Genomic DNA, 26,215 nt, shown 5'->3' on the forward strand with positions numbered 1-26,215 from the left:
CCTAGCATCCGAGCCATGACGGTCCTGCCTGACGACGGGCTCTCCCTGGCCGCCGAGTTCCCTGACGCGACACATGAGCAGTGGCAACGCCTGGTCGAGGGCGTCCTGCGCAGGTCGGGCAAGGAACTGACCGGCGCGGCAGCGGAGGACGCCCTGTCCACGACGCTGGAGGACGGGCTGCGCACCCGGCCCCTGTACACCGCGCGCGACGGCGCGCCCGACCCCGGCCTGCCGGGCTTCGCCCCCTTCGTGCGGGGCAGCCGCCCGGAGGGCACCAGCACGAGCGGCTGGGACGTACGGCAGCGGCACACGGCACTCGCCGACGGCACGGCCGACGCCGTGCTCGCCGACCTGGAGAACGGCGGCACCTCCCTGTGGCTGGTGCTGGGCGAGGGCGGCATCCCGGTCTCCGAGCTGGGCCGCGCCCTCGACGGCGTCTACCTCGACCTGGCACCGGTCGCCCTGGACGCGGGCCGCGACACCGAGGCCGCCGCCGAGGCGCTGCTGCGGCTGTACGACGACAAGGGCATCGACCCGGAGGCCGCCCGCGGCAACCTGGGCGGCGACCCGCTCGGGTACGAGGCCCGCACCGGCACCGCACTGGACTTCGCCCCCTTCGCCGCCCTGGCCGTCCGCTGCGCCGAGCGGTACCCGGGCCTGCGCGCGCTGACCGTGGACGCGCTGCCGTACCACGAGGCGGGCGGCTCGGCCGCGCAGGAACTTGGTGCCTCGCTGGCCACCGGCGTGGCCTACCTGCGGGAGCTGACCGAGGCCGGGCTGGGTGTCGAACAGGCCGTCACCCAGCTGGAGTTCCGCTACGCGGCCACCGCCGACCAGTTCCTCACCATCGCCAAGCTCCGCGCGGCCCGCCGGCTGTGGGCGCGGGTCGCCGAGGTGTGCGGGGCGCCGGCCGCGGGCGCTCAGGTGCAGCACGTGGTGACGTCGCCGGTGATGATGACCCGCCGCGACCCCTGGGTGAACATGCTGCGCACGACGGTCGCGACGCTCGCCGCGGGAGTGGGCGGCGCGGACTCCGTGACCGTGCTGCCGTTCGACCACGCACTCGGCCTCCCGGACGCGTTCGCACGCCGGATCGCCCGCAACACCTCCTCCATCCTGATCGAGGAGTCCCACCTGGCCCGGGTCGTCGACCCGGCGGGCGGCTCCTGGTACGTCGAGCGACTGACGGACGAACTCGCCGAGGCCGCCTGGCAGTTCTTCCGGTCGATCGAACGCGACGGCGGTCAGGCGGCCGTCCTGCGCTCCGGACGGCTGCGCACCGACCTGGCGACGACCTGGGCGGAGCGCTCCAAGCGGCTCGCCAAGCGCCGCGAACCCATCACCGGGGTCAGCGAGTTCCCGCTGCTGGCCGAGAAGCCGGTGGAGCGCGCCGCCGCGCCCGAGCCGCCGTCCGGCGGGCTGCCGCGCGTGCGCCGCGACGAGGCGTTCGAGGAGCTGCGCGCCCGCTCCGACGCCCACCTGGCGGCGACCGGCACCCGGCCACGGATCTTCCTCGCCACGCTCGGCTCCGCCGCCGAGTACACCGCCCGCTCGGCCTTCGCCGCCAACCTCTTCCAGGCCGGCGGCATCGAGCCGGTCACCGAGGGCCGCTTCGAGGACAGCGGCGCGACCGAGGCCGTGCTGTGCTCCAGCGACGCGCTCTACGCCGAACAGGCCGAGGAGACCGCGAAGGCGCTGCGCGCGGCCGGTGCCCGGCACGTCTTCCTGGCGGGCCGCGGCGACTACGCCGGCATCGACTCGTACGTCTTCGCGGGCTGTGACGCCGTGGACGTCCTGTCCGCGACCCTCGACCGCATGGGAGTGTCCTGATGGGAATCCCCGACTTCTCCGGCATCGAGCTGGGGACCCCGGCCGCCGACGCCACCGAGGGTGAGTGGCGCACGGCCCTGAAGCGGGCCACCGGGGGCACCGAGCCGCTGTGGGAGACCCCGGAGGGCATCGGGGTCAAGCCGCTGTACACCGGCCGTGACCTGGAGGGCCTGGACTTCCTGGGCACCTACCCGGGCATCGCGCCGTATCTGCGCGGCCCGTACCCCACGATGTACGTCAACCAGCCCTGGACGATCCGCCAGTACGCGGGCTTCTCCACCGCCGAGGAGTCCAACGCCTTCTACCGGCGCAATCTGGCGGCCGGCCAGAAGGGCCTTTCGGTCGCCTTCGACCTGCCCACGCACCGGGGCTACGACAGCGACCACCCGCGCGTGACCGGTGACGTCGGCATGGCGGGCGTGGCCATCGACTCCATCTACGACATGCGGCAGCTGTTCGACGGGATCCCGCTGGACAGGATGACGGTGTCGATGACGATGAACGGCGCCGTGCTGCCGGTGCTGGCGCTGTACATCGTGGCGGCGGAGGAACAGGGCGTACCGCCCGAGAAGCTGGCCGGGACCATTCAGAACGACATTCTGAAGGAGTTCATGGTCCGCAACACCTACATCTATCCGCCGAAGCCGTCGATGCGGATCATCTCCGACATCTTCGCGTACACCTCGCAGCGGATGCCCCGCTACAACTCCATCTCCATCTCCGGCTACCACATCCAGGAGGCGGGCGCGACGGCCGACCTGGAGCTGGCGTACACGCTCGCGGACGGCGTGGAGTACATCCGGGCCGGGCGGGAGGCGGGCCTGGACGTGGACGCGTTCGCGCCGCGCCTGTCGTTCTTCTGGGCGATCGGCATGAACTTCTTCATGGAGGTCGCCAAGCTGCGCGCGGCGCGCCTGCTGTGGGCGAAGCTGGTGCGGCAGTTCGACCCGAAGAACACCAAGTCCCTGTCCCTGCGCACCCATTCGCAGACCTCGGGCTGGTCGCTGACCGCGCAGGACGTCTTCAACAACGTCACGCGCACCTGCGTGGAGGCGATGGCGGCGACCCAGGGCCACACCCAGTCGCTGCACACCAACGCCCTCGACGAGGCCCTGGCGCTGCCGACCGACTTCTCGGCGCGCATCGCCCGCAACACCCAGCTGCTCATCCAGCAGGAGTCGGGCACCACCCGGGTCATCGACCCGTGGGGCGGCAGCGCCTACGTGGAGCGGCTGACGTACGACCTCGCCCGCAAGGCGTGGGCGCACATCCAGGAGGTCGAGCAGGCGGGCGGCATGGCGCAGGCCATCGACGCCGGCATCCCCAAGCTGCGCGTGGAGGAGGCGGCGGCCCGCACCCAGGCCCGCATCGACTCCGGGCGGCAGCCGGTGATCGGCGTCAACAAGTACCGCGTCGACAGCGACGAGCAGATCGAGGTCCTCAAGGTCGACAACTCCTCGGTGCGCGCCCAGCAGATCGAGAAGCTGCGCCGGCTGCGCGAGGAGCGCGACGAGCGGGCCTGCCGGGACGCCCTGGACGCGCTGACCCGGGCGGCCGACGGCAAGGAGAACCTGCTGGAGCTGGCCGTGCGCGCGGCCCGCGCCAAGGCGACGGTCGGTGAGATCTCCGACGCCCTGGAGAAGGTGTACGGGCGGCACGCGAGCCAGATCCGTACCATCTCCGGCGTGTACCGCAACGAAGCAGGCCAGTCCCCGTCCGTGGACCGCACCCGGGCCCTGGTGGACGCGTTCGAGGAGGCCGAGGGGCGCCGGCCGCGCATCCTGGTCGCCAAGATGGGCCAGGACGGCCACGACCGCGGCCAGAAGGTGATCGCGACCGCCTTCGCCGACCTCGGCTTCGACGTCGACGTCGGCCCGCTGTTCCAGACGCCGGACGAGGTCGCCCGGCAGGCGGTCGAGGCCGACGTGCACGTGGTCGGCGTCTCCTCGCTGGCCGCCGGTCACCTCACGCTCGTCCCGGCGCTGCGCGAGAAGCTCGCCGAGGAGGGCCGCGAGGACATCATGATCGTGGTCGGCGGGGTGATCCCGCCGCAGGACGTGCCGACCCTGCGGGAGATGGGCGCGGCGGAGGTGTTCCTGCCGGGGACGGTGATCCCGGACGCCGCCCACGACCTGGTGAAGCGCCTGTCGGCCGACCTCGGCCACGAGCTGTAGGGCCGCGATGGCCGCGATCGATCTGGACACCTATGTGAAGGGTGTGCTCGACGGTAAGCGGGCCCTGGTGGCCCGCGCCATCACGCTCGTCGAGTCCACCCGGCCGCAACACCGGGCGCTGGCACAGCAGTTGCTCACCGAGCTGCTGCCGCACAGCGGCCGGGCGCGGCGCATCGGCATCAGCGGGGTGCCGGGGGTCGGCAAGTCGACGTTCATCGACGCGTTCGGCACGATGCTGACCTCGCTGGGCCACCGGGTGGCGGTCCTCGCCGTCGACCCGTCCTCCACCCGCACGGGCGGCTCCATCCTGGGCGACAAGACCAGGATGGAACGCCTGGCGGTCGACCCGGCGGCCTTCGTCCGCCCCTCCCCCAGCGCGGGAACGCTGGGCGGGGTCGCGAAGGCCACCCGGGAGTCGATGGTGGTGATGGAGGCGGCGGGCTACGACGTGATCCTGGTCGAGACCGTAGGCGTCGGCCAGTCCGAGACGACGGTCGCCGAGATGGTCGACTCCTTCCTGCTGCTGACGCTGGCCCGCACCGGCGACCAGTTGCAGGGCATCAAGAAGGGCGTCCTGGAGCTGGCCGACGTGATCGCCGTCAACAAGGCGGACGGCCCGCACGAGCGCGACGCGCGGGCCGCGGCACGGGAGCTGGCGGGCGCGCTGCGCCTGATGCACGGCAAGGACGCCTTCTGGACCCCGCCGGTACTGCACTGCAGCGCCCGCGAGTCGACCGGCCTCGACACGGTCTGGGAGCGTCTGGAGCAGCACCGCACCCTGCTCGACTCCACCGGCCGGCTGGCCGCCAAGCGCCGGGACCAGCAGGTCGGCTGGACCTGGGCGATGGTCCGCGACGAACTCCTCGGCCGCCTGCACGCCGACCCGGCGGTCCGCGCGACCGCGCCGGACCTCGAACAGCAGGTCCGGGAAGGACGGTTGACGGCCACGCTGGCGGCGGAACGCATCCTGGCGGCTTTCGAGGGCCGCACGCCGCCACCCGGAGGCTGACCGACCCGGCCCGCCGCGTCCACCGACGCGGCGGGCCGCACCGCAGCACCGGGATCCACGGCCGCCGGTCCTGGACGGGTTGCCGCGAACTCCTCCCGGCCGGCCCGAGCTTGGCCACGGTAGAGGCCTTCCGGAGGGAGGCTCTGGTGGACGCCGGCTTCTTCCCGGGTTTCGTCGCCACCAAGTCCTGGGGTGGTCCTTCGCAGAGGTCGTCGACCGACTCGAACGACTCGGTCTCCAGGCCCCGGCCACATCGGTATCCCACCTCGCACCCGACGACCTCCGCATCGTCAGTGAGCAGGTGACGGGAGACGCTCCCTGGCCGGACCCCGGCGAACCCGTGCACCCGGTACACGTTCTCGATGCCGCGAACCAAACCGGGCACACCGTCGACCACGTCGTCGACCGCCTGACGGAATTCGGCTACCGGATGGCCATGCGTCCGGTACCGCCCCAGCAGCCCGGCGCTCTGCGGCTCCTCAGCGATACCTGCGACGCACAAGGGCCCTCGCTGGATCCCGGTACGAGCACCCCGCCCACATCGTGCGGGCCGCCTCCCTCACCGGGCACAGGACCGACGACGTCATCTCCCGTCTCACGCACTTCGGGTTCCGCATCGCCGCCCGCGTGCCGCAACCGGAACCGGTCGGCACGCGGATCACGAGCCGGGACCTGGACGGTGAAGAACCCCGGCCGGCCGGTCGATCCGGCTCATGTCCTGCGAGCCGCCGACGCCCTGAACCGGTCTCCCCGTGCCGTCGTCGCCCGGCTGGAAGAACTCGGTCACAGACTGTCCGACGGCGTGGCTCTGAGCCCCGGGGCGGGTCCCGCCGAACAGGGGTGACGGGGTGGCGGCCTGCGCAGGTCAGAGCCCCTTGCGGCGGGGCTGCGAAAGGGCTGGGACAAACCGCCGGGCCAAACCCCGTTTCCATGAATTTCGATCACGCTTGCTCCGTACTTCGACCGGGCACCGACACGATCAAGCCATGCGCCACGCCGAAGGCATCCGTGGGCGGGTCACCCGTCGACGGAACAAGTCTCAAAGCCTGGGCACAAATTCCACACATCCTCTCTCCAGATCGGTTCCGATGGTCTAGATTGACCGTGCTTCAGCTGTTCGGACACGAGGCGACCAATAATGATCTTTAAGTCCGGCACTACGGAAGGCCAGCAGTAGCGTCCCCGGTGCCGGACAAATGGATGATCAATTTCCGGAGCCCGAAAAGGGCTTCGGGTGCGGGGAGCACCCGAGGTTTCGACGGGTTCCACGTCGGCTCTGAAACGGCCGGGACGGCATGCGCGGGGGGCGGGGGCCTCCCGGGGGGAGGAACAGTACGGGAGGCGGGGGCCTTCCGAGGGGGCGGAACAGTGTTGGGCGAACACGTCGAACCACTGGGACCTGGGGGGGTTCTGTGCGGCAAGGGGGACTTGTCAGCCCGTTTCCGCCGGCGCACGAGCGTCTGGCGAACGGGACAATCAGCCGGCCCGCGATCGATTGGGAGCAGCGGTACCGCCGTACCGTGATCATCAGCGATACCGTGGCCACCGCCTTCGTGGTGGCGGCGATCGGCAACTTCTTCGGAGCCCGGGACGCGGCCAACTGGCACGAGAAATGGGGAATTCTCGCGTTCGGCACCGAGCTGCTGGTGCTGGGGACGCTCGCGGTGAGCCGGGCGTGGGCTCCGGCCGTGCTCGGCCAGGGAGCCGAGGAATTCCGGCGGCTCGGACGCTCACTGTTCACGGCGACCGTCGTACTCGCGCTCGGCGGAATCGCCCTCACCTCACGCAACATCAAACTCTGGATCTTCGTCGCGATCCCCGCGATCGCGCTCGTCACCATGACCGCGCGGTATCTGCTGCGCCTGTGGCTGCACAAACAGCGGAAGGAAGGGCGGTGCCTGCGACCGGTGCTCGCCGCCGGAAGCGTGGCCACCGTGCGCGACCTGATCACCCGGACCCGCAAGTTCCCGCACCTCGGCTGGCGCGTGGACGCGGTGTGCACGACGGACGGTCTCGGGCTCGGCGGTGACGAACTCGACGGAGTGCCGATCGTCGGCCGACTGGCGGACGTCGCCCACCACGTCCGCCGCGACGGCTACCGCGTCGTCGCGGTCACACCGGACCCGCACTGGTCACCGGGCCGGCTCCAGCGGCTGGCCTGGAACCTCGAAGGCAGCGACGCCGAGATGGTCGTGGCACCCGTGCTGATGGAGGTGGCCGGCCCGCGGCTGCACGTCGACGCGGTGCTCGGGATCCCGCTGCTGCGGGTCAGCATGCCGACCTTCACCGGGGGCCGCCGGGCGGTCAAAGGGGTCGTGGACCGGATGGGTGCGGCGCTGCTGCTGGTGCTGCTCGCGCCGCTGATGGTGTTCGTCGGGCTGCTCGTGGTGGCGGACAGCCGGGGTGGGGCGTTCTACCGCCAGCGCAGGGTCGGCAAGGACGGCCGCGAGTTCACCATGTACAAGTTCCGCACCATGGTCGTCGGGGCCGACGGGGCACGGGCCCAGCTCGCCCACCGCAACGAGGGCGCCGGCCCGCTGTTCAAGCTCCGCCGGGATCCGCGGGTGACCCGGGTCGGAACCGTGCTGCGCCGGTACTCGCTCGACGAGCTGCCGCAACTGTTCAACGTGCTCACCGGCTCGATGTCGCTCGTCGGTCCGCGGCCTCCGTTGCCGGAGGAGTGCGCCGCGTACGACCCGGACATCCGGCGGCGGCTGCTGGTCAAGCCCGGACTCACCGGTCTGTGGCAGATCAGCGGACGCAGCGACCTGTCGTGGGAGGAGGCGGTCCGGCTGGACCTCCGGTACGTGGAGGACTGGTCGCTCGCCCTGGACACAGTGATCTTGTGGAAGACGCTGCGTGCGGTGCTCTACGGGCAAGGCGCCTACTGATGCGCGGGGGCCGTCGTCCGGCCCGGCGCGCGGACCGCAGGCCACAAGGCCTGCCTGGGGGGAGGAACGGGTCATGAGAGTCAGCGTTTTCGGGCTCGGCTACGTGGGCTGCGTGTCGGCCGCGTGCCTGGCCAGCATGGGTCACGAGGTCATCGGGGTGGACGTCAGCCAGGTGAAGGTCGACCTGGTCAACGACGGCAAGGCCCCGGTCGTCGAGGAGCGGATCGGCGAGCTCACCGCCGAGGTCGTGCGGACCGGAGCGTTGCGCGCCACCGGCGACGTCCGCGAAGCGATCATGAACAGCGAGGTGTCACTCGTCTGCGTGGGCACGCCGTCGGAGCCCAACGGCAGCCTGTGCACCACGTACTTGGAGCGGGTCACCGAGCAGATCGGCGCGGCGCTGGCCGAGCGGGGCGGACGGCACACCGTCGTGTTCCGCAGCACCATGCTCCCGGGCACCTGCCTGAACCTGCTGGTACCCATCCTGGAGAAGTACGTCGGCGGCACCGCCGGGGTGGACGTCGGGGTCGCGGTCAACCCGGAGTTCCTGCGCGAGGGCACGAGCGTGCGGGACTTCTTCGACCCGCCCAAGACCGTCATCGGCGAGCTCGACCCGGCGAGCGGCGACGCGGTGATGGCGCTGTACGACGGCTTGCCCGGCGAGGTGTTCCGGGTGCCGGTCCCGACGGCCGAGGCGATCAAGTACGCGGACAACGCGTTCCACGGCCTCAAGATCGGCTTCGCGAACGAGCTGGGCGCGGTGTGCCAGGCGCTCGGGGTGGACTCGCACCAGGTGATGGACGTCTTCCTGGCCGACCGCAAGCTGAACATCAGCCCCGCCTACCTGCGGCCCGGTTTCGCCTTCGGCGGCTCCTGCCTGCCCAAGGACCTGCGCAGCCTGGTCTACGCGGCGCAGCGGGCCGACGTCTCGGTGCCCATCCTCGCCCACGTCCTGCCCTCCAACTCCGACCATCTGCAACGTGCGGTGGACCTGGTCGAGCGCACCGGCAAGCGCCGAATAGGCATGTTCGGGCTCTCCTTCAAACCCGGCACCGACGACCTCCGCGAGAGCCCGCTCGTCGAGCTGGCGGAGAGGCTCTTCGGCAAGGGGTACGACCTGCGGATCTACGACGCCAACGTGAACCTCTCCCGGCTGATCGGCGCGAACCGCGAGTACATCGAGAACCGGCTGCCGCACCTCGCGCAGTTGCTCGCCAACTCCGTCGGCGAGGTGCTGGAGCACGCCGAGGTGTGCCTGGTCGGGACCAGGGACCAGGCCGTGCTGTCGGCGCTGCCCCAGGGCGACGGCCCGGTCCTCGTCGACCTCATCCGCCTTCCCGACGCCGAGGCGCGCCGGGCCGAACCGGGGTACGTGGGCCTTGCTTGGTGACGCGACCGGCGGCGACGGGCCGGCCCGCCGCGCGCTGATCCTGGTGGAGAACCTTTCCGTGCCGTTCGACCGGCGGGTGTGGCAGGAGTGCACGACGCTGCGCGACGCGGGCTGGGAGGTGCACGTCATCTGTCCCCGGGGGAGCAAGCGGGACACGGAGCCCGAGGCGGAGATCGACGGGGTGCGCATCCACCGCTACCCGTTGCGCGCGGCCACCGGAGGACCGGCCGGCTACCTGCGGGAGTACGGCTCGGCGCTGTGGCACACGGTCCGGCTGGCCCGCAAGGTCGGCCCGGTCGACGTGGTCCACGCCTGCAACCCGCCCGACCTGCTGTTCCTGCCGGCACTGTGGCTGAAGCGGCGCGGGGCGCGGTTCGTGTTCGACCAGCACGACCTGGTGCCCGAGCTGTACCTCTCCCGTTTCGACCGCGGCAAGGATCTGCTCTACCGCGCCGTGTGCGCGCTGGAACGGCTGACCTACCGGGCCGCGGACGTCGTGCTCGCCACGAACGAGAGCTACCGGGACGTCGCGCTGCGCCGTGGCGGCCGACGGCCGGAGGACGTCTTCGTGGTGCGCAGCGCACCCGACACCGACCGGTTCCAGCCGGTACCGCCCGAGCCCGAGCTGAAGCGCGGCAAGCCCCATCTGCTGTGCTACCTCGGTGTCATGGGCCCGCAGGACGGGGTCGACTACGCCTTGCGGGCCCTCGCGAAACTGCGCGACGAGCTCGGGCGGACCGACTGGCACGCGGTGTTCGTCGGCGCCGGCGACACCTTCGACGCGATGGTGGAGCTGTCCCGGCGGCTCGGGCTCTCGGAGCAGGTGCAGTTCACCGGGCGCGTGCCGGACGCCGACCTGGTGCGCTACCTGTCCACCGCGGACGTGTGCCTCTCCCCCGACCCGCTCAATCCGCTCAACGACGTGTCGACCATGAACAAGGTCCTGGAGTACATGGTGATGGGACGGCCGATCGTCTCGTTCGACCTGAAGGAGGCGCGCGTCTCCGCCGGTGACGCCGCCGTCTACGCGACCGCCAACGACGAGGCCGGGTTCGCCGAGCTCATCGCGCTGCTGCTGGACGATCCGGAACAGCGGGCCCGGATGGGCAAGCTCGGCCAGGAGCGGATCGGCGGGCCGCTCTCCTGGCGGAACTCGCAAGCGTCGCTGCTCGCCGCGTACGACGCCGCCTGCCGTGACCACGCTCCGGTGTCGGCGGGCGACCCGGGCCGGGCAAGGAAGAGGCCGCGCCGTTGAGCGATGACACGATACGCCTGGTCACGATCGGGCGGATGCTCCGTCGGCGCTGGCGGCTCCTCGCCGTCCTCGCCATGGTGGGGGCGCTCGTCGGCTACGGCGCGTCCCTGCTGTTTCCGCCGCGGTACACGACGTCCGCCTCGGTCCTGCTGCCCGGACAGTGGGAAGAGCGCGAACTGCTCACCCAGGTGGACATCGCGACCAGTTCGACGGTGGTCGACCGCGCCGCGGCCGCGCTCGACTGGCCGGGCGTCAGCGGCGCCGAGCTGCGGGACCAGGTGTCCGCCAAGGCCGCCGACGGGAACATCATCAAGATCTCGGGCACGGCCGACACCCCGGAGCGCGCGCAACGGCTCTCCGACCAGGTGGCCGACCAGTTCGTCAAGTTCGCGGCGCGGATCGCGGGCGGCGCCGCCGGCTCCAAGGCGGCCACGGCGCCCGAGGCGCTGCGGAAGAAGGTCGAGGAGACCAACCGCCGCATCAGCGAACTGGCCGACGCCGCCGATCCGGGACAGACCGTGGAGAGCGTGCAGGCCCGCACCGAGCTCGAGAAGCTGCGCACGTCGCTGGAGGAGGCCATGACGAAGCTGGAGCAGGCCGACCCGGCGGACACCGTGGCCGGCATGGTCGTCATGGGGCCGGCGGCCCGCCCGACCGGTGAGGCGCCGCCGACCAGGGTGCAGCTCGTCGTCGCCGGGGCGCTGCTGTTCTTCCTGCTCGCGGTCATCGGCCATCTCGTCGCCGCACGGGCGAACCGCCGGCTGCGCACGGAACCGGAGATCGCCGCGGCGTTGGGCTCGGCGCTCCTCGGCAGCGTCGACGTGCCCGCGGACCGGCGCGGCAGGCGCCGACCGGAGGACCGCGGTCCACGAGCCCTGATCCGCCGGCTCCTCGGCATCGACACCCGGTGGGACCTCCCGGCCCCGCAGACATCCGGGGACGAGGCCCGCCGACGGATCCGCTACCGGCGGGTGTGCGCCCGCATACGGACCCAACTTCCTTCACCCAGGCGGCTGTTGGCTGTCGTGCCGGACGGTGACGAGATCGCCCGCCGGGCCGCCGAGCAGCTCGCCGCCGAGGCCAAGAGCGACCCGCAGCTACGGGTGGTGCAGGTTTCGGTGGACCGGCCGGTCGTGCCGGACCGGGACACCGAGACCGGCGCCCTGGTCGTCCTCAGCGCGGGGAGCTGGACCGCGGAGGAGCTCGCCGGCATCGCCGAGGCGTGCGCGGACGGCCGGCACGAGGTCGTCGGCATCGTCGTCGCCGGCATGGTCCGGACCCGTCCGACGCGGACGGACGGCCGTCCTTCGGACGAGGCCACTCTGGCGCTGGCGGTGCCCGGCCAGGCGACGGGAGGTTCAGCGTGACGACGAGCACGACACCGGAGCCGTCGGCCACCACCCCGCTCCTGGACCTGCACGCGCTGGTGGTCGCGGTCCGCAGGCGCCGCCGCCTCTGGTGCGCCATGGCGCTCCTCGGACTGCTGGCCGGCGCGGCCGTGGCGGTCCTGATGCCACCGCCGCCGACCGCGGTCACCAAGGTGCTGGTCGCGCACAAGGAGGACCAGCCGAACGACACCGGGACGCTGATCCGCACCGACGTCGAGGTGCTGGGAACCACGCGGATCGCCGAGAAGGCCCTGCGGTCCCTCAACTCCTCCGAGGATCTCGAGGACTTCATGCGGGACTACCGGGGCACCGGCGTCACCAACAACCTGCTGCAGATCACCGTGACAGGTGACAGCGACGCGGAGGCGGTGGCCCGGGCCGGAGCGCTGGCCGACGCGTTCGTCGCGGACCACGTGCGGAGAATGCGGGCGACCGCGAACGCCGAGGCCAAGGCCCTGCTCGACCAGCGTGACCGTATGAAGGACGAACTCGCCCAGGTCAACAAGGACATCGGCGACCGGTCGCCGGAGACGGAGACCGACCCGCAGGAGTCGGCGAGCATCGAGTCGCTCTTCGCCCGCCGGGCCGAGCTCACCACGCGGATCGCCGATTTCAACCAGCGCGCCGAGGAGGCGCGTGTCGGCACGCCCCAGGTCATCGCCGGCACGGAGATCGTGGACGCCCCGCGCCCGGTGAAGCACTCCCTGCCCAAGGCCGCCGCCACCGACGCCGCGATCGGGCTCGTCCTCGGCCTCGTCCTCGGGCTCGCCCTCGCCGCGGTCGGCGTCGTGGTCGCGGACCGCCCCGTGCTGCGCCGGGACATCGCGGCGAACCTCGGCGCCTCGGTCATCGCGGAACTGCCCCGCCGCTCGGGCAGGCGCTGGCGGCGCCGACGGACCCGGGTGGCACGCGAACGGCTCACCGCGCACCTCGCCCGCACCGTGCGCGACTCCACGGAACCGGTGTCGCTGCTGGAACTCGGCTGTGCGCGCGGCACGAGCGTGATCGCCCTCGACCTCGCCAGGGCGATGGCGCAGGAGGGGCCGGTGACCGTCGTCGACGGTCTGCCCGGCCCGCAGCTCGCGGACCGCCGCCCGAAGCCCGGAGACCCGACCGTGGTCAGCGGCGAGCGTGCCGCGGCCGTGCCCCCTCAGGAGCGCCGGCTCGGCGTCGGCTCGGTCGCGCCCGGCACGGCGTGGACCGACCTCCGCCACCTCGGCACGCAGACCGTGCTCGTCGTGCGAGCCGGGCACGGCAGCGCCGCATGGCTGCACACCGTGGCGCGGCAGCTCGCGGACCAGCACATCGCGGTGATCGGCGTGGTGCTGATCGACCCCGATCCGCGGGACCGGACCGACGGCACGTTGTGGGACGGGCTGCACACCGCGCTCCGCGGCCGGAGCGAGCGGCCGGCCCAGCAGCCGGGCTGGCGGCGGACGGAGCGGCAGCCGATGTGGGCCGCGCGGGGCGCGGACAACGACCAGGAGGCGCGGTAGGACATGTGTGGCATCGCGGGTACTTACCGCTGGCCGGACGGCAAGATGGTGACCGACCGGCTCACCGATACCCTCGCCCACCGCGGTCCGGACGGGGCGGGCCGGTACAGCCACCGGGCCGGTGAGGGCGAAGTGCACCTCGGGCACCGCCGGCTGGCCATCATCGACCTGTCCGAGACCGGCGCCCAGCCGATGGTCTCGGGCGGCCTCGCCCTGACGTACAACGGCGAGCTGTACAACGCGCCCGAGCTGCGTGCCGAACTGGCGGCCGCCGGGGTGCGCTTCCGCGGCACCTCCGACACCGAGGTGCTGCTGGAGGCCTGGCGGCGCTGGGGCACCGACTGCCTGCCCCGGCTGCGCGGCATGTTCGCGTTCGGGATCTTCGACGAGCGGACCGGTGACCTGGTGCTCGCCCGGGACCAGCTCGGTGTCAAGCCGCTGTTCCTGCTCCGGCGCGGCGAGGGCCTGGTGTTCGCCTCCGAGCTGAAGGCTCTCGCCGCCGTGACCGGCGGACCTCTGGAGGTGGACCACGCGGCGCTGGTGGCCTCGCTGCTGTACTACTGGGTGCCGGACTCGCGGTGCGCGTTCCGCGAGGCGGAGAAGCTGCCGCCGGGGAGCTGGCTGCGCTGCCGGGCCGACGGCTCGGTGGAGCGCGGCCGGTTCTGGAACCTCAAGGACGTCGCCGCCGAGGGCCGGGAGCGGGCTCTGGCCGGCGAGCGGCCTGACGTCGCCGCGGTCGTCGAGGAGTCGACCCGGCGCCACCTGCTCTCCGACGTACCCGTGGCGACCTTCCTCTCCGGCGGGCTGGACTCCAGCTACCTGACCGCGCTGGCGGCCCGCCACCAGCCCGGGATCTCCGCCTACACGATCGGGTTCCGCGCCGAGGACGCCAGGTTCGAGGCGATGCCGGACGACCTGCGCTACGCCCGGCAGGTGGCCGGGCGGTTCGGCGTCGACCTGCACGAGATCGAGATCGCCCCGAACGTGCTCGACCTGCTGCCGCGGATGACGTACCACCTGGACGAGCCGATCGGCGACCCGGCCGCGATCAACACGTTCCTGATCTGCTCGGCCGCCCGGGAGGCCGGGGTCAAGGTCATGCTCTCCGGGATGGGCGCCGACGAGTTGTTCGCCGGGTACCGCAAACACCTGGCCAACCTGCTCGCGCTGCGCTACCAGCGCGTCCCGCGGCCCCTGCGGCGCGGGGTGTCCGCGGTCGTGGACCGGCTGCCGGTCGCGACGGCCCGCCGGGGGTACCGGTCGGTGCGCTTCGCGAAGCGGTTCCTGTCCTTCGCCGACCTGCCGGAGGAGACCGCGTTCCGGCGCAGCTACACCATGTACGACCGGGACGAGCTGCTCGCCCTTCTCGATCCGGACCTGGCCGGGACGGTCGAGGACGTGCTCACCGAGCACGCGGACGTCTACGAGGACAACGACCTCGACGACTTCGTCAACCGCATGTGCCTGGGCGACGCCCGGATGTTCCTGCCGGGCCTGAACCTCGCGTACACGGACCGCTCCAGCATGGCCGCGTCGACCGAGGTGCGGGTGCCGTACGTGGACGTCGAGGTGGTCAAGGCGGCGTTCACCGTGCCCGGGGATCGCAAGATCGTCGGACGGCAGGGGAAGGCCGTCCTCAAGGAGGCGGCCACCTCGGTCCTGCCCCGGGAGATCGTGTACCGGCCCAAGGGCCTGTTCAGCGCCCCGCTGCGCGCCTGGATGAGCCGGGATCTGGCACCGCTGGTGCGTGAGGTGGTCAACGACGGCGAGCTCGTCCGTTCCGGGTTCCTGCGCCGCGACGCACTGACGCGGATGGTCGCCGAGGACGCCGCCGGGCAGCGGGACTTCTCCAAGCATCTGTGGCACGTACTGACGCTCGAGTACTGGTATCGCGACGCGACCTCTGGGTCCGGCCAGAGCACTCGGTTGACGGCTTAGGAATCAGAGGAGTTCGAGTGAAGCAGGTAGTGCAGAACTACAAGAGCGGCGAGCTGGCGGTGCTCGACGTCCCGGTGCCGGGGTGCAAGCCGGGCGGTGTGCTGGTCCGCAGCGCCTACTCGCTGATCTCCACCGGGACCGAGCTGATGAAGGTGTCCGAGGCCGGCATGTCGATGCTGGGCAAGGCCCGCTCCCGTCCGGACCAGGTGGCCAAGGTCATGCAGAGCGTGGCCACCAACGGGGTGCCCGCCACCTACCGCAAGGTGATGGGCAAGCTGGACTCCTACACGCCGCTGGGCTACTCGCTGTGCGGGGTGGTCGAGCAGGTCGGCGCCGGCATCGACGACGTGAAGGTCGGGGACCTCGTGGCCTGCGCCGGCAACGAGCACGCGCTGCACGCCGAGCTGAACTGGGTGCCGAAGAACCTCTACACCCCGGTGCCGGACGGCCTCGCGCCCCGGCACGCGGCCTTCGGCACCGTCGGGTCGATCGCGTTGCAGGGCGTCCGCCAGGGCGAGCCGCAGCTCGGCGAAGTGGCGCTGGTCATCGGCCTCGGCCTGATCGGGCAGCTCGTGGTGCAGCTCCTGGCCGCCTCGGGAGTCCGCGTCGTCGGCGCCGACCCCGACCCGGTGCGCTGCGAGCTGGCCGAGCGCCTGGGCGCCGCGGCGTGCGGCGATCCGGCGTCCGCGGCCGTGGAGACCGCCGTGGCCGAACTCACCGGCGGACACGGCGTGGACCAGGTGTACCTGGCCGCCGGCGGCGGCAGCAACCAGCCCGTCGAGCTGGCCGCCAAGCTGTGCCGGGACCGCGGCCGGGTCGTCGACATCGGCAAGTGCCGCCTGGACCTGCCGTGGAACGCGTACTACGAGAAGGAGCTCGACGTCCGGTTCTCCCGCAGCTACGGCCCCGGTCGCTACGACCCGGAGTACGAGCTGGAGGGGCGGGACTACCCGATCGGCTACGTGCGCTGGACCGAGCGCCGCAACCTGGCGTGCTTCCTCGATCTCCTCGCCCGCGGCAGCGTCGACGTGGAACCGCTGGTCTCCCACGTCGCCGACTTCGACGACGCCGTCGAGACGTACCAGCGCCTGAAGGACGGCGACCTGAAGGCCGTGGCCGTGCTGTTCCGCTACCCCGGGCACACGGTGGAGGCGGCGGCCCCGGAAGTGGCCGTGCCCGCGGTGAACGTGCAGCGGAGTCCGGTCCGGGCCGCCAGGACGCCGGTACGGCTCGCGTTCGTCGGGGCGGGCAACTACGCGAGTTCGATGCTGCTGCCGCACCTGGCACGGCGCGACGGCGTGAAGCTGTCGACCGTCGTCACCACGACCGCGCTGTCCGCGGCCAACGCGCAGCGGAAGTTCGGCTTCGACGAGGCGACCACCGATCTCGACGCCGTGCTCGGCGACAAGTCCGTCGACGCGGTGTTCGTGGTCACCCGGCACAGCTCGCACGCGGCGCTCACCCGCAGGGCGCTCCTCGCCGGCAAGGCCGTGTTCGTGGAGAAGCCCCTCGCCCTCACCGAGGACGAACTGGCCGACGTCCTGGCCGCCGTGGAGGAGTCCGGCAACGACCGGCTCCAGGTCGGATTCAACCGCCGGTTCTCGCCCCTGCTGCGCGAGGCCAAGCAGCGGTTCGGCGCCCGGACCGGCCCGGCGAACCTCCGCTACCTGGTCAACGCGGGACGCCTCGACCACGGAAGCTGGTACTTGCGACAGGGCTCCGAGGGCTCGCGGTTCGTGGGTGAAGGCGGGCACTTCATCGACACGGCGAGCTGGCTGCTGGACGCCGACCCGGTGTCCGTGTACGCGACCGCCACGTCCGGCAACGAGGACGTGCAGGTCGTGCTGCGCTACCCGGACGGGTCCACGGCCACCATCAGCTATGTCACGACCGGCCCGTCCGGCTTCCCCAAGGAGACGCTGGACCTGGTCGCGGACGGCCGTGCGCTGCGGCTCGACGACTTCGTCCGTGCCTCGGTCTACGGCCCCGAGCGGTGGGTCAGTTCGCGACTGCCGAAGGCCCGGGACAAGGGCCAGAACGCCGAACTGGCCGCGTTCGTCAAGGCCGTACGGACCGGCGGGCCGATGCCGGTGCCGCTTCGGTCGCTGGCCGCCACCACGGCGGCCACCCTCGCCGTCGAGACCGGCCTGGCCTGCGGTGCGCCGGTGACGTTGGAGCGGGCACGATGACCATGAGCGCGGGCTGGTACCTGCGGCGGCTGTCCCGGATGGGACCGCAGGAGGTCGCGGGCCGGATGGGCGACGCGGTGCGCAGGCGGCGGTGGCGCTCGGCGCTGCCGGACTGCCCGAAGGTGACCGGCGCCCGGTTCACCGCGGTCCTGCCCGCGGGGACGATGGCCGCGGTGCCACCGGACGCCGCGAAACGCCTCGTCGCCGAGGCGGACCGGCTGATGGACGGGCACGCCGAGTACTTCGGGGTGGTCCGCGACGACCTGGCCGATCCGGACTGGTGGTACGACCCGAAGACCGGGCGCCGGGCCCCGCGGGGCTACGCCTTCGACGTGCCCTACCGGAACGAGGACGCGGTCGGGGACATCAAGCAGATCTGGGAGCTGTCCCGGCACCAGTACCTCACCCGGCTCGCCGCCGCCTACGCGGTCACCGGCAACGAGCGGTACGCCGAGCGCGTGGCCGGGCACCTGCGGTCGTGGTGGGCGGCCAACCCGCCGCTGCTTGGGGTGCACTGGACCAGCGGCATCGAGCTGGGCATCCGGCTGCTGTCCTGGGTGTGGATCCGCCGGCTGCTCGACGGCTGGTCCGGCGCGGCCGCCCTGTTCGAGGGCGACCCGGTGGCGCTGAACCAGATCTGGCACCACCAGCGCTGGCTGGCCGCCTTTCCCAGCCGGGGGTCGTCGGCGAACAACCACGTCATCGCCGAGGCCGCCGGGCAGTTCGCCGCGGCCTGCGCGTTCGACTGGTTCCCCTCCTCGGCGCGCTGGCGGGCCGACGCGCTGCGGTCGCTGGAGCGGCACCTGCGCGGCAACACCTTCCCCTCCGGCCTCAACCGCGAGCTGGCGACCGAGTACCACGGCCTGGTGCTGGAGCTGGGTCTGGCCGCGGTGGCCGAGGCGGATGCCGCGGACGTGCCGGTCCCCGCGACGGTCCGTCTGGTGCTGCTGCGGATGACCGACGCGCTCGCGGCCGTCGTGGACAACCGGCTACGGCCGCCGCGCCAGGGGGACGCGGACGACGGGCACGGCCTGGTCGTGGACGGCGCGGGCACCGACCGCTGGGGCTCGCTGCTGGCCACCGGGGACGCCGTGTTCGGCCGGCTCCCCTGGTGGCCGGCGGTGACCGGCACCGATGTGCGCACCCCCCTGCTGGCCGCGCTCGTCAAGCCCGGCGGACTGTCCGTGACCCGCCCCGAAAGCCGCCCGGCGCATTTCACGGATGCGGGCATGACCATCCTCCGCGGCCCGGGCGAGATCTGGTGCCGCTGCGACGGCGGTCCGCACGGCTTCCTGTCCATCGCCGCGCACGCCCACGCGGACGCGCTGTCCGTGGAGGTCCGGCACGACGGGGTCGACGTCCTCGCGGACCCGGGGACGTACTGCTACCACGGGCAGCCCGAGTGGCGGCGGTACTTCCGGTCGACCCTCGGCCACAACACCCTGCAACTGGACGACGGTGACCAGTCCGTCTCCGGCGGCCCGTTCCTGTGGACCCGGCATGCCACCAGCCGCGTCCTGGTCGCGGACACCTCCGGCGAGGGCGTGGCCCGCTGGTGTGCCGAACACGACGGTTACCGGCCCTCCGTACACCGCCGCCGGGTGGAGCTGACGGCCGCGGAGCAGGAGGTGAGGGTGGTCGACGAGGTGCGCGGCCCGCGCCGGGCCGTGCGGCTGGCGTTCCACCTCGGCCCGGCGGTCACCGCGGACCTGGTGGGGAACCGGGCGCGGCTCACCTGGACCCGGGACGGCGAGGACCGCTCCGCGGTGCTCGTCCTGCCCGGGGAACTGTCCTGGCGTGCGCACCGCGGGGAGACCGGGCCGCCGCTGGGCTGGTACTCCGCGGGATTCGGACGCAAGGAACCCACCACCACGCTGGTCGGCACCGGTTTCGCCGACGGCGTGCGGGGGTTCACCACCGTACTGACGTTCCGCGGCTAGGGGGGAGGGGACCCGTGGGGATGGAGTGCCGGCGTTGGGCGTTGCCGGCGGCACCGCTGGCGCTGACCCTGCTGGCGGTGACCGGTTGTACGAGCTCGCCGGACACACCGGGGAAGCCGGCCGCCACGCCCTCCGGACCGGGGGCCGCGTCAGCCGCGGCCCGGGTGTGCGCCGAGCCCGGGGCCGGGCCCGCCGAGGCGCCTGCGGGCGCGGTGACGGTCGACCCCGACGTGGTCGGTGACCTGGCCGAGAAGACGAGGAGCAACCCCCCGGGCACCACGTTCTGGCTGCGGCCGGGCACGCATCGGCTCGAGCCGGAGCGCTACGCCCAGGTCATGCCCAAGAAGGGGGACCGCTACATCGGTGCGCCGGGCGCGGTTCTCGACGGCGGGAGGAAGAACGCGTACGCGTTCAGCGGCACCGCCCGTGACGTCACCATCCGCTTCCTGACCGTGCAGCGCTTCGTCGCACCGACCGACGAGGGCGTGGTCAACCACGACATGGCCGACGGATGGGTGATCGAGCACACCACGATCCAGAACAACGACGGCGCCGGGCTGATGGCCGGCGCCCGCCAGCAGGTCCGCGCCAACTGCCTGCGCGACAACGGCCAGTACGGAATGAACGCGTACAAGACCGGCAACACCATCCGCGACCTGGTGGTCGAGGGCAACGAGATCGTCGGCAACAACACCGGCGACTGGGAGCGGCGCAAGCCCGGCTGCGGCTGCACCGGTGGCATCAAGTTCTGGGCCGTCGACGGCGCCGAGGTACGCGGCAACTGGGTGCACGACAACCGCGGAGCCGGGTTGTGGGCGGACACCAACAACAACGACTTCCGCATCGAGGACAACCTGATCGAGAAGAACGACGGCGCCGCGCTGGTCTACGAGATCAGCTACAACGCGGTCATCCGGAACAACACGATCCGGCGGAACAACTGGGTCGAGGGCCGCGAGTCCGCCGAGCGCGGCGACGACTTCCCGTACGCGACGGTCTACCTGTCCGAGGCCGGCGGCGAACCACGGGTCGAAGCCCGCACGGACAAGATCGACATCTACCGGAACGTGCTGGAGGACAACTGGAACGGGATCACCCTGTGGGAGAACGCCGACCGGTTCTGCAACAGTCCGGCCAACACCTCCTCCGGTGACTGCACGCTGCTGGTGAAGGACAAGGACCGTTGCGTGAAACCGGCGATCGCCGGCGCACCGCTGTACGCCGACTGCCGGTGGAAGACACAGCGGGTGGACATCCACGACAACCGCTTCGTCCTGGACAGGTCCGTCGTCAGGTGCACGGAGAAGTGCGACCGCATGGCGGTGCTCGCCAACTACGGCACGTATCCGGACTGGTCACCGTACAAGGGCAAGCGGGTGGCCGAGGCGATCACCTTCAAGCAGCACAACCGCTGGCACGACAACACCTACCGGGGGCCGTGGCAGTTCGTCGTCGAGGACCCGAGCCAGGTGCTCGACCCGTGGCAGTGGCAGGGCCCGCCGTACCGGCAGGACGCGGACAGCAGGTTCCCCACGGAACGGGCGGGTGGTTGAGATGGACCGTGCCCCCGCCACCACTCCGAAGGCCGTCGGGATCGTCTGGCTGCTGCTCGGCCTCAACACGCTCGGCTCCGCCGGGGCGAAGACCATCGTGCAGCTACCGCGCTCCCTCATCCAGCTCGTCACCATGGGTTCGCTGGTCGTCGCGTTCGCACTGGCGCTCGCGCTCAATGTGCGGCTGCGCATCAGACCCAGCGCCTTCGTCTTCCTGCTGACCCTGCTGCTGGTGCCGAGCGTGATCTCCAGCGTGCACCTGGAGTCCGGGTTCGGCGCGCTGTTCCGCTGCACCCGGCTGGCCCTCTTCGTCGGCACGCTGTGGCTGGTGACCCGCTGGTGGGACGGGAGTGTGACGTTCGTCCGCCACCACATCCGGATGTACTTCGCGGTGCTCGTGTCGGTGGCCGCGGGCCTGGCCATCTCACCCGGCGCGGCCATGCCGGATCTCTACGGCGGACGCCTCGTCGGCGCGCTGTGGCCGCTCACCCCGCCGCAGATCGGGCAGTACGCGGCGGTGATCACCGGGCTGACCGTGCTGCTCCTCCTGGGCCGCCAGGTCGACAGGGCCGGCGCGGCGGTGGTCATCGTCCCGTCACTCGTCCTGCTCGCGCTCACCCACACCCGCACGGCCACCGTCGGCCTGCTCGTCGGGCTGGCGTTGGCGATCGGCTCGCTCCTGCTGACCAGCGCCGCGGCCCGCCGGTTCTTCACCTGGGCGGTGCTGGTCGCCACAGTGGCCGCGGTGGGGTTCGCCTCCGCGCTCCAGGCGTGGTTCCTGCGGGGACAGAGCAAGGAGAACTTCTCCAGCCTCACCGGCCGGGCCAAGGTCTGGGACGCCCTGCTGGCAGCGCCGCGGACGACCGCGGAGCAGTTCTTCGGTGTGGGCCTGGGCGACAAGTCGTTCGGCGGGCTGCCGATCGACAACAGTTGGCTGGCCGTCTACAACGAGCAGGGTCTGATCGGTGTCGCCATCGTGGCGGCCGTCATCCTCGTGCTCGGCGCCGTCGCGCTGCTGCGGCCGCCGTCGCTGCCGAGGGCCTGCGCGATCTTCCTGATCAGTTACGTCGCGATCTCGTCGTACACCGAGGCCGGCCTCGGCGACGCCTCGCCGTATCTGCTGCATCTGGCCCTGGCCGCCTCGCTGCTCGCGGCGCCCGCCGCGGCCACGCCGCTCCCGGCACCCCCACCCCCACGACCAGGTATCCCGCGCTGGGCCCGGGATCGGGAGGTGAGCTGACCATGCACGTCCTCGTGGTGCACAACCGCTACTCCTCGGCGCAGCCGAGCGGCGAGAACCGGGTCGTCGACGAGGAGGTGCGGCTGCTGCGCGCGGCCGGCCACCGGGTCGAGGTGTTCGAGCGGCGCAGCGACGACATCGCCGGCCGGTCCCTGCTCGGCAAGGTCGCGGTGCCGCTGCTCGTGCCGTGGAACCCCGCGGTCCGCAGGGAGCTCACCGCCAGGCTCCGCGCCGACCGGCCGGACGTGGTGCACGTCCACAACGTCTTCCCGCTCCTGTCGCCGGCGGTCCTCGCCGCCTGCGCCGACGCCGGCGTACCCGTCGTCGCCACGCTGCACAACTACACCCAGGTCTGCCCGCCCGGCACGCTGCAACGGGACGGCCGGCTGTGCACCGAGTGCGTCGGCTCGGCGGTGCCGCTGCCCGCCGTCCGGCACGGCTGCTACCGGGACTCCCGTCTCGCGACGGTGCCGGTCGCGGTGAGCCTGTCGGTCAACCGGCGGCGGTGGTGGTCGGGCGTGGAGCGGTTCTTCTGCATCTCCGAGGCGCAGCGCGACGTCCTGGTGCGATCGGGCATGCCGGCCGAGTTGCTCACGGTGAAGCACAACTTCGTACCCGATCCCGGCGCCTGCCGGGAGGGCGACGGAGAGCAGTTGCTCTTCCTCGGCCGGCTCGCGGAGGCCAAGGGGGTGCGGCTGCTCATGGCCGCGTGGGACCAGATCGCGGCCGACGGCGGTGTGGGCGTGCCGCTCGTGCTCGCCGGCGCGGGCCCGCTGGAGCGAGAGGTGACCGCGTGGGCGGCGGGCCGGGACGACGTGCGCTACGCCGGTCTGCTCGACCCGGCCCAGGTCCGGCAGACCGTCGCACGGTCGGTCGCCGTGGTGGCTCCGTCGATGGCCATGGAGACGTTCGGCCTGGTGGTCGCGGAGGCGATGGCGGCGGGGGTGCCGGCCGTCGCCGCCGGCCACGGCGCCTTCGTCGAACTCGTCGAGGACGGGGTCACCGGGCTGCTGCACCGGCCGGGCGAGCCCGCCTCGCTCGCGTCCTGCATACGCCGGATCGCGACCGGACCGGACGGCAACCGGGAGATGGGCGAGGCGGCCCGGCGCCGTTACGAGAAGGGCTTCAGCCCGGCCGTCGGGCTGGAGCGCCTGGAGGAGGAGTACCGCGCCGCGATCGCGGGGCGGGCGCAATCGAGGGGGGACGGAATCAATGGGGGGCACTAGATGACACGATGCCGACTGTGCGGCTCGGCGGCGCTGGCCAGCGTCGTCGACCTGGGGGCGACGCCGCCGTGCGAGAGCTTTCTCGCCGCGGACCGACTGGACCAGCCGGAGCCCGCGTACCCGCTGCACCTGCGGGTCTGCACCGACTGCTGGCTCGCGCAGATCCCGCCGCTGATCACGCCGGAGGAGACGTTCGAGGAGTACGCGTACTTCTCCTCGTACTCGACGTCCTGGGTGGAGCACGCGCGCACGTTCGTCGACGATGCCGTGCGGCGGGTGGGGCTCGGCACCGAAGGCTCCGACGCCTTCGTGGTCGAGGTCGCGAGCAACGACGGATACCTGCTGAAGCACGTCGTGGACCGGGGTATCCGCTGCCTCGGCATCGAGCCGTCGGTCAACGTCGGCGCCGCGGCCCGCGATGCGGGTGTGCCCACGCTCACGGAGTTCCTGAGCCCGGACACCGGCGCGGCGGTCCGCGAGAAGCACGGCCCGGCGAACCTGGTCGTGGCCAACAACGTGTACGCGCACATCCCCGACGTCGTCGGGTTCACCCGGGGGCTGCGCGCCCTGGTCGCCGACGACGGCTGGGTCTCCATCGAGGTGCAGCACCTGCTGACCCTGATCGAGCAGAACCAGTACGACACGATCTACCACGAGCACTTCCAGTACTACACGGTCGCGTCCGCGATCCGGGCGCTGGCGAGCGGCGGACTCGCGCTCGTGGACGTCGAGCTGCTGCCCACGCACGGCGGTTCCATCCGGCTGTGGGCCCGGCCGGCCGAGGTGGCCGGCGAGCCGACGCGGCGGGTGGCCGACGTGCTGGACCGGGAGAAAGCGGCCGGGCTCCAGGAGCTGTCCGGGTACACGGAGTTCTCCGCGCGGGTGGCCAAGGTGCGCCGGGACCTCCTCAAGTTCCTCATCGAGGCGGCCGAGCGCGGCGAGACGGTCGTCGGCTACGGCGCCCCGGGCAAGGGCAACACCCTGCTCAACCACTGCGGCATCCGGCCCGACCTGCTCGCGTACACGGTCGACCGCAACCCCTACAAGCACGGCAGGTTCACCCCGGGCACCCGCATCCCGATCCTGCCGCCCGAGCAGATCGCCGCCGACAAGCCGGACTACGTGCTCGTCCTCCCGTGGAACCTGCGGGCCGAGCTCGTCGAGCAGCTTTCCTACGTGCACGACTGGGGCGGCCGACTGGTCTTCCCCATCCCGGAACTGAGCGTTGTCGACGTCGCGTCCCGAAAGGTCACAGCATGAAGGTCGTCCTGTTCTGCGGCGGTTACGGGATGCGGATGCGCAACGGTGCCGCGGACGACGTGCCCAAGCCGATGGCGATGGTCGGCCCCAGGCCGCTGATCTGGCACGTCATGCGCTACTACGCGCACTTCGGGCACATGGAGTTCATCCTGTGCCTCGGGTACGGGGCCCACCACATCAAGGACTTCTTCCTCAACTACGAGGAGACGACGTCCAACGACTTCGTGCTGCGCGGCGGGCGGACCGAGCTGCTGTCCACCGACATCTCGGACTGGACGATCACGTTCGCGCAGACCGGCATCGAGTCGCCGATCGGGGAGCGGCTGCGCCGCGTGCGGCACCACCTGGACGGGGACGAGATGTTCCTCGCCAACTACGCCGACGTCCTCACCGACGCCCCGCTGCCCGAGATGATCGAGAAGTTCGCCGCGCGGGACGCCGGCGCCTCGATGATGGTGGTGCCGCCGCAGTCGTCGTTCCACTGCGTGGAGCTGGGCGAGGACGGCCTGGTGGGGGGCATCACCGCGGTGAGCGAACTGCCGCTGTGGGAGAACGGCGGCTACTTCGTGCTCCGCCAGGAGGTCTTCGACCACATCCCCGAGGACGGGGACCTGGTCGCCGACGGATGCGCCCAGCTGGCCAAGCGCGGCCGGCTGGTGGCGCACCAGCACCGCGGCTTCTGGAAGCCGACCGACACCGTGAAGGAGCGGGCCGCGCTCGACGCCGCCTACTCCCGGGGCGACCGTCCGTGGGCCGTGTGGGAACGGGACGGCGCGGGGGTGAACGCGTGATCCGGCTCGGCGCGGGGCGCGTGGACAGGATCGTCGCGGTGGGCGCGCACTGCGACGACATCGCCATCGGCGCCGGCGGCACGCTGCTGACGCTGTGCCACGCGCGGCCGGGCATCCGTGTCGACGCGCTGGTGCTCTCCGGCGGGGGCGGCGAGCGCGAGCAGGAGGAGCGGGCCGCGCTCGCCGCCTTCTGCCCGGGCGCCGACCTGCGGCTGACCGTGCACAAGCTGCCGGACGGCCGGCTTCCCGCGCACTGGGAGGAGGCCAAGTCCGCCGTCGAGGAGCTGCGCGAGCGGACCGACCCGGACCTGGTCCTCGCCCCGCGCACCGATGACGCGCACCAGGACCACCGCGGCCTGGCGCGGCTGATACCGACCGCGTTCCGCGACCACCTGGTCCTCGGCTACGAGATCGTCAAGTGGGACGGCGATCTCGGCAGGCCGGCCGCCTACCAGCCGCTGTCGCCGAAGACCGCCGAACAGAAGGTACGGCTGCTGCAGGAGCACTACCCCTCGCAGCGGCACCGGCCCTGGTACGACCGGGAAGCCTTCCTGGGCCTCGCCCGGATCCGCGGCATCGAATGCCACGAGCGCTACGCCGAGGCGTTCGCCGTCACCAAAATCACGCTCGACCTGGGGGAATGAA

18 protein-coding genes are annotated in these 26,215 nt (G+C 72.0%); all 18 read left to right on the forward strand.

Annotated features, from left to right (window positions below; all coding sequences use genetic code 11):
* The first annotated feature begins 15 nt into the window (after positions 1 to 15).
* A complete protein-coding gene (locus OO52_RS21515) occupies positions 16 to 1,830 on the forward strand; it encodes a methylmalonyl-CoA mutase family protein (protein WP_030645228.1) in 1,815 nt (604 codons plus the stop codon).
* Positions 1,830 to 4,004 carry a methylmalonyl-CoA mutase gene (gene scpA, locus OO52_RS21520; RefSeq protein ID WP_030645230.1) on the forward strand — a complete coding sequence of 725 codons (2,175 nt, stop codon included), beginning with the start codon at positions 1,830 to 1,832 and terminating at the stop codon, positions 4,002 to 4,004. Before OO52_RS21515 ends, scpA begins: the two co-directional genes overlap by 1 nt.
* Positions 4,005 to 4,011: 7 nt before the next feature.
* Positions 4,012 to 5,013 (forward strand): methylmalonyl Co-A mutase-associated GTPase MeaB, encoded by a 1,002-nt coding sequence (gene meaB, locus OO52_RS21525; protein ID WP_030645232.1) that lies wholly within the window; start codon positions 4,012 to 4,014, stop codon positions 5,011 to 5,013.
* 79 nt (positions 5,014 to 5,092) lie between these two features.
* Entirely contained in the window at positions 5,093 to 5,857 is a 765-nt protein-coding gene (locus tag OO52_RS54620; protein ID WP_420711366.1) for a hypothetical protein, read from the forward strand.
* Positions 5,858 to 6,425: 568 nt separating this feature from the next.
* Positions 6,426 to 7,904, forward strand: coding sequence for a sugar transferase (locus tag OO52_RS21530; RefSeq protein ID WP_199819904.1), 1,479 nt, complete (start codon positions 6,426 to 6,428; stop codon positions 7,902 to 7,904).
* A 73-nt stretch (positions 7,905 to 7,977) separates the two neighbouring features.
* Complete coding sequence (locus tag OO52_RS21535; RefSeq protein WP_030645236.1) at positions 7,978 to 9,294, forward strand: nucleotide sugar dehydrogenase; 1,317 nt, start codon at positions 7,978 to 7,980, stop codon at positions 9,292 to 9,294.
* Entirely contained in the window at positions 9,284 to 10,549 is a 1,266-nt protein-coding gene (locus OO52_RS21540; protein ID WP_030645238.1) for a glycosyltransferase family 4 protein, read from the forward strand. The genes OO52_RS21535 and OO52_RS21540 overlap by 11 nt, the downstream gene beginning before the upstream one ends.
* Positions 10,546 to 11,916, forward strand: coding sequence for a Wzz/FepE/Etk N-terminal domain-containing protein (locus OO52_RS21545; RefSeq protein WP_030645240.1), 1,371 nt, complete (start codon positions 10,546 to 10,548; stop codon positions 11,914 to 11,916). Before OO52_RS21540 ends, OO52_RS21545 begins: the two co-directional genes overlap by 4 nt.
* A complete protein-coding gene (locus tag OO52_RS21550) occupies positions 11,913 to 13,433 on the forward strand; it encodes a Wzz/FepE/Etk N-terminal domain-containing protein (protein ID WP_030645242.1) in 1,521 nt (506 codons plus the stop codon). Before OO52_RS21545 ends, OO52_RS21550 begins: the two co-directional genes overlap by 4 nt.
* A gap of 3 nt (positions 13,434 to 13,436) precedes the next feature.
* The gene (gene asnB / locus OO52_RS21555) at positions 13,437 to 15,371 is read left to right on the forward strand and encodes an asparagine synthase (glutamine-hydrolyzing) (protein ID WP_030645244.1); all 1,935 of its coding nucleotides are present in this window, start codon (positions 13,437 to 13,439) and stop codon (positions 15,369 to 15,371) included.
* A gap of 17 nt (positions 15,372 to 15,388) precedes the next feature.
* The gene (locus tag OO52_RS21560) at positions 15,389 to 17,560 is read left to right on the forward strand and encodes a bi-domain-containing oxidoreductase (protein WP_030645246.1); all 2,172 of its coding nucleotides are present in this window, start codon (positions 15,389 to 15,391) and stop codon (positions 17,558 to 17,560) included.
* Positions 17,557 to 19,500 (forward strand): alginate lyase family protein, encoded by a 1,944-nt coding sequence (locus tag OO52_RS21565; protein WP_030645247.1) that lies wholly within the window; start codon positions 17,557 to 17,559, stop codon positions 19,498 to 19,500. The genes OO52_RS21560 and OO52_RS21565 overlap by 4 nt, the downstream gene beginning before the upstream one ends.
* Positions 19,501 to 19,520: 20 nt before the next feature.
* Entirely contained in the window at positions 19,521 to 21,053 is a 1,533-nt protein-coding gene (locus OO52_RS21570; protein ID WP_231407199.1) for a right-handed parallel beta-helix repeat-containing protein, read from the forward strand.
* A gap of 1 nt (position 21,054) precedes the next feature.
* On the forward strand, positions 21,055 to 22,293 hold the full coding sequence (locus OO52_RS21575; RefSeq protein ID WP_030645249.1) for a membrane protein: 1,239 nt from the start codon (positions 21,055 to 21,057) through the stop codon (positions 22,291 to 22,293).
* Between the two features lie 2 nt (positions 22,294 to 22,295).
* Positions 22,296 to 23,519 carry a glycosyltransferase gene (locus OO52_RS21580; protein WP_030645250.1) on the forward strand — a complete coding sequence of 408 codons (1,224 nt, stop codon included), beginning with the start codon at positions 22,296 to 22,298 and terminating at the stop codon, positions 23,517 to 23,519.
* Positions 23,520 to 24,779 carry a class I SAM-dependent methyltransferase gene (locus tag OO52_RS21585; protein WP_030645251.1) on the forward strand — a complete coding sequence of 420 codons (1,260 nt, stop codon included), beginning with the start codon at positions 23,520 to 23,522 and terminating at the stop codon, positions 24,777 to 24,779.
* Positions 24,776 to 25,570 (forward strand): glucose-1-phosphate cytidylyltransferase, encoded by a 795-nt coding sequence (locus tag OO52_RS21590; protein ID WP_030645252.1) that lies wholly within the window; start codon positions 24,776 to 24,778, stop codon positions 25,568 to 25,570. Before OO52_RS21585 ends, OO52_RS21590 begins: the two co-directional genes overlap by 4 nt.
* The gene (locus OO52_RS21595; RefSeq protein ID WP_030645253.1) at positions 25,567 to 26,214 is read left to right on the forward strand and encodes a PIG-L deacetylase family protein; all 648 of its coding nucleotides are present in this window, start codon (positions 25,567 to 25,569) and stop codon (positions 26,212 to 26,214) included. Before OO52_RS21590 ends, OO52_RS21595 begins: the two co-directional genes overlap by 4 nt.
* Position 26,215: the final 1 nt, after the last annotated feature.

The organism is Streptomyces flaveolus (assembly GCF_000716535.1).
GTDB lineage: Bacteria > Actinomycetota > Actinomycetes > Streptomycetales > Streptomycetaceae > Streptomyces > Streptomyces flaveolus_A.

Excerpts from the sequence above, each read along its gene's own strand:
- OO52_RS21580 (WP_030645250.1), top strand. The coding sequence starts at position 22,296 with ATGCACGTCCTCGTGGTGCACAACCGCTACTCCTCGGCGCAGCCGAGC.
- scpA (WP_030645230.1), top strand. The coding sequence starts at position 1,830 with ATGGGAATCCCCGACTTCTCCGGCATCGAGCTGGGGACCCCGGCCGCC.
- OO52_RS21575 (WP_030645249.1), top strand. The coding sequence starts at position 21,055 with ATGGACCGTGCCCCCGCCACCACTCCGAAGGCCGTCGGGATCGTCTGG.
- OO52_RS21565 (WP_030645247.1), top strand. The coding sequence starts at position 17,557 with ATGACCATGAGCGCGGGCTGGTACCTGCGGCGGCTGTCCCGGATGGGA.
- asnB (WP_030645244.1), top strand. The coding sequence starts at position 13,437 with ATGTGTGGCATCGCGGGTACTTACCGCTGGCCGGACGGCAAGATGGTG.
- OO52_RS21535 (WP_030645236.1), top strand. The coding sequence starts at position 7,978 with ATGAGAGTCAGCGTTTTCGGGCTCGGCTACGTGGGCTGCGTGTCGGCC.
- OO52_RS21570 (WP_231407199.1), top strand. The coding sequence starts at position 19,521 with ATGGAGTGCCGGCGTTGGGCGTTGCCGGCGGCACCGCTGGCGCTGACC.
- meaB (WP_030645232.1), top strand. The coding sequence starts at position 4,012 with ATGGCCGCGATCGATCTGGACACCTATGTGAAGGGTGTGCTCGACGGT.
- OO52_RS21590 (WP_030645252.1), top strand. The coding sequence starts at position 24,776 with ATGAAGGTCGTCCTGTTCTGCGGCGGTTACGGGATGCGGATGCGCAAC.
- OO52_RS21515 (WP_030645228.1), top strand. The coding sequence starts at position 16 with ATGACGGTCCTGCCTGACGACGGGCTCTCCCTGGCCGCCGAGTTCCCT.
- OO52_RS21585 (WP_030645251.1), top strand. The coding sequence starts at position 23,520 with ATGACACGATGCCGACTGTGCGGCTCGGCGGCGCTGGCCAGCGTCGTC.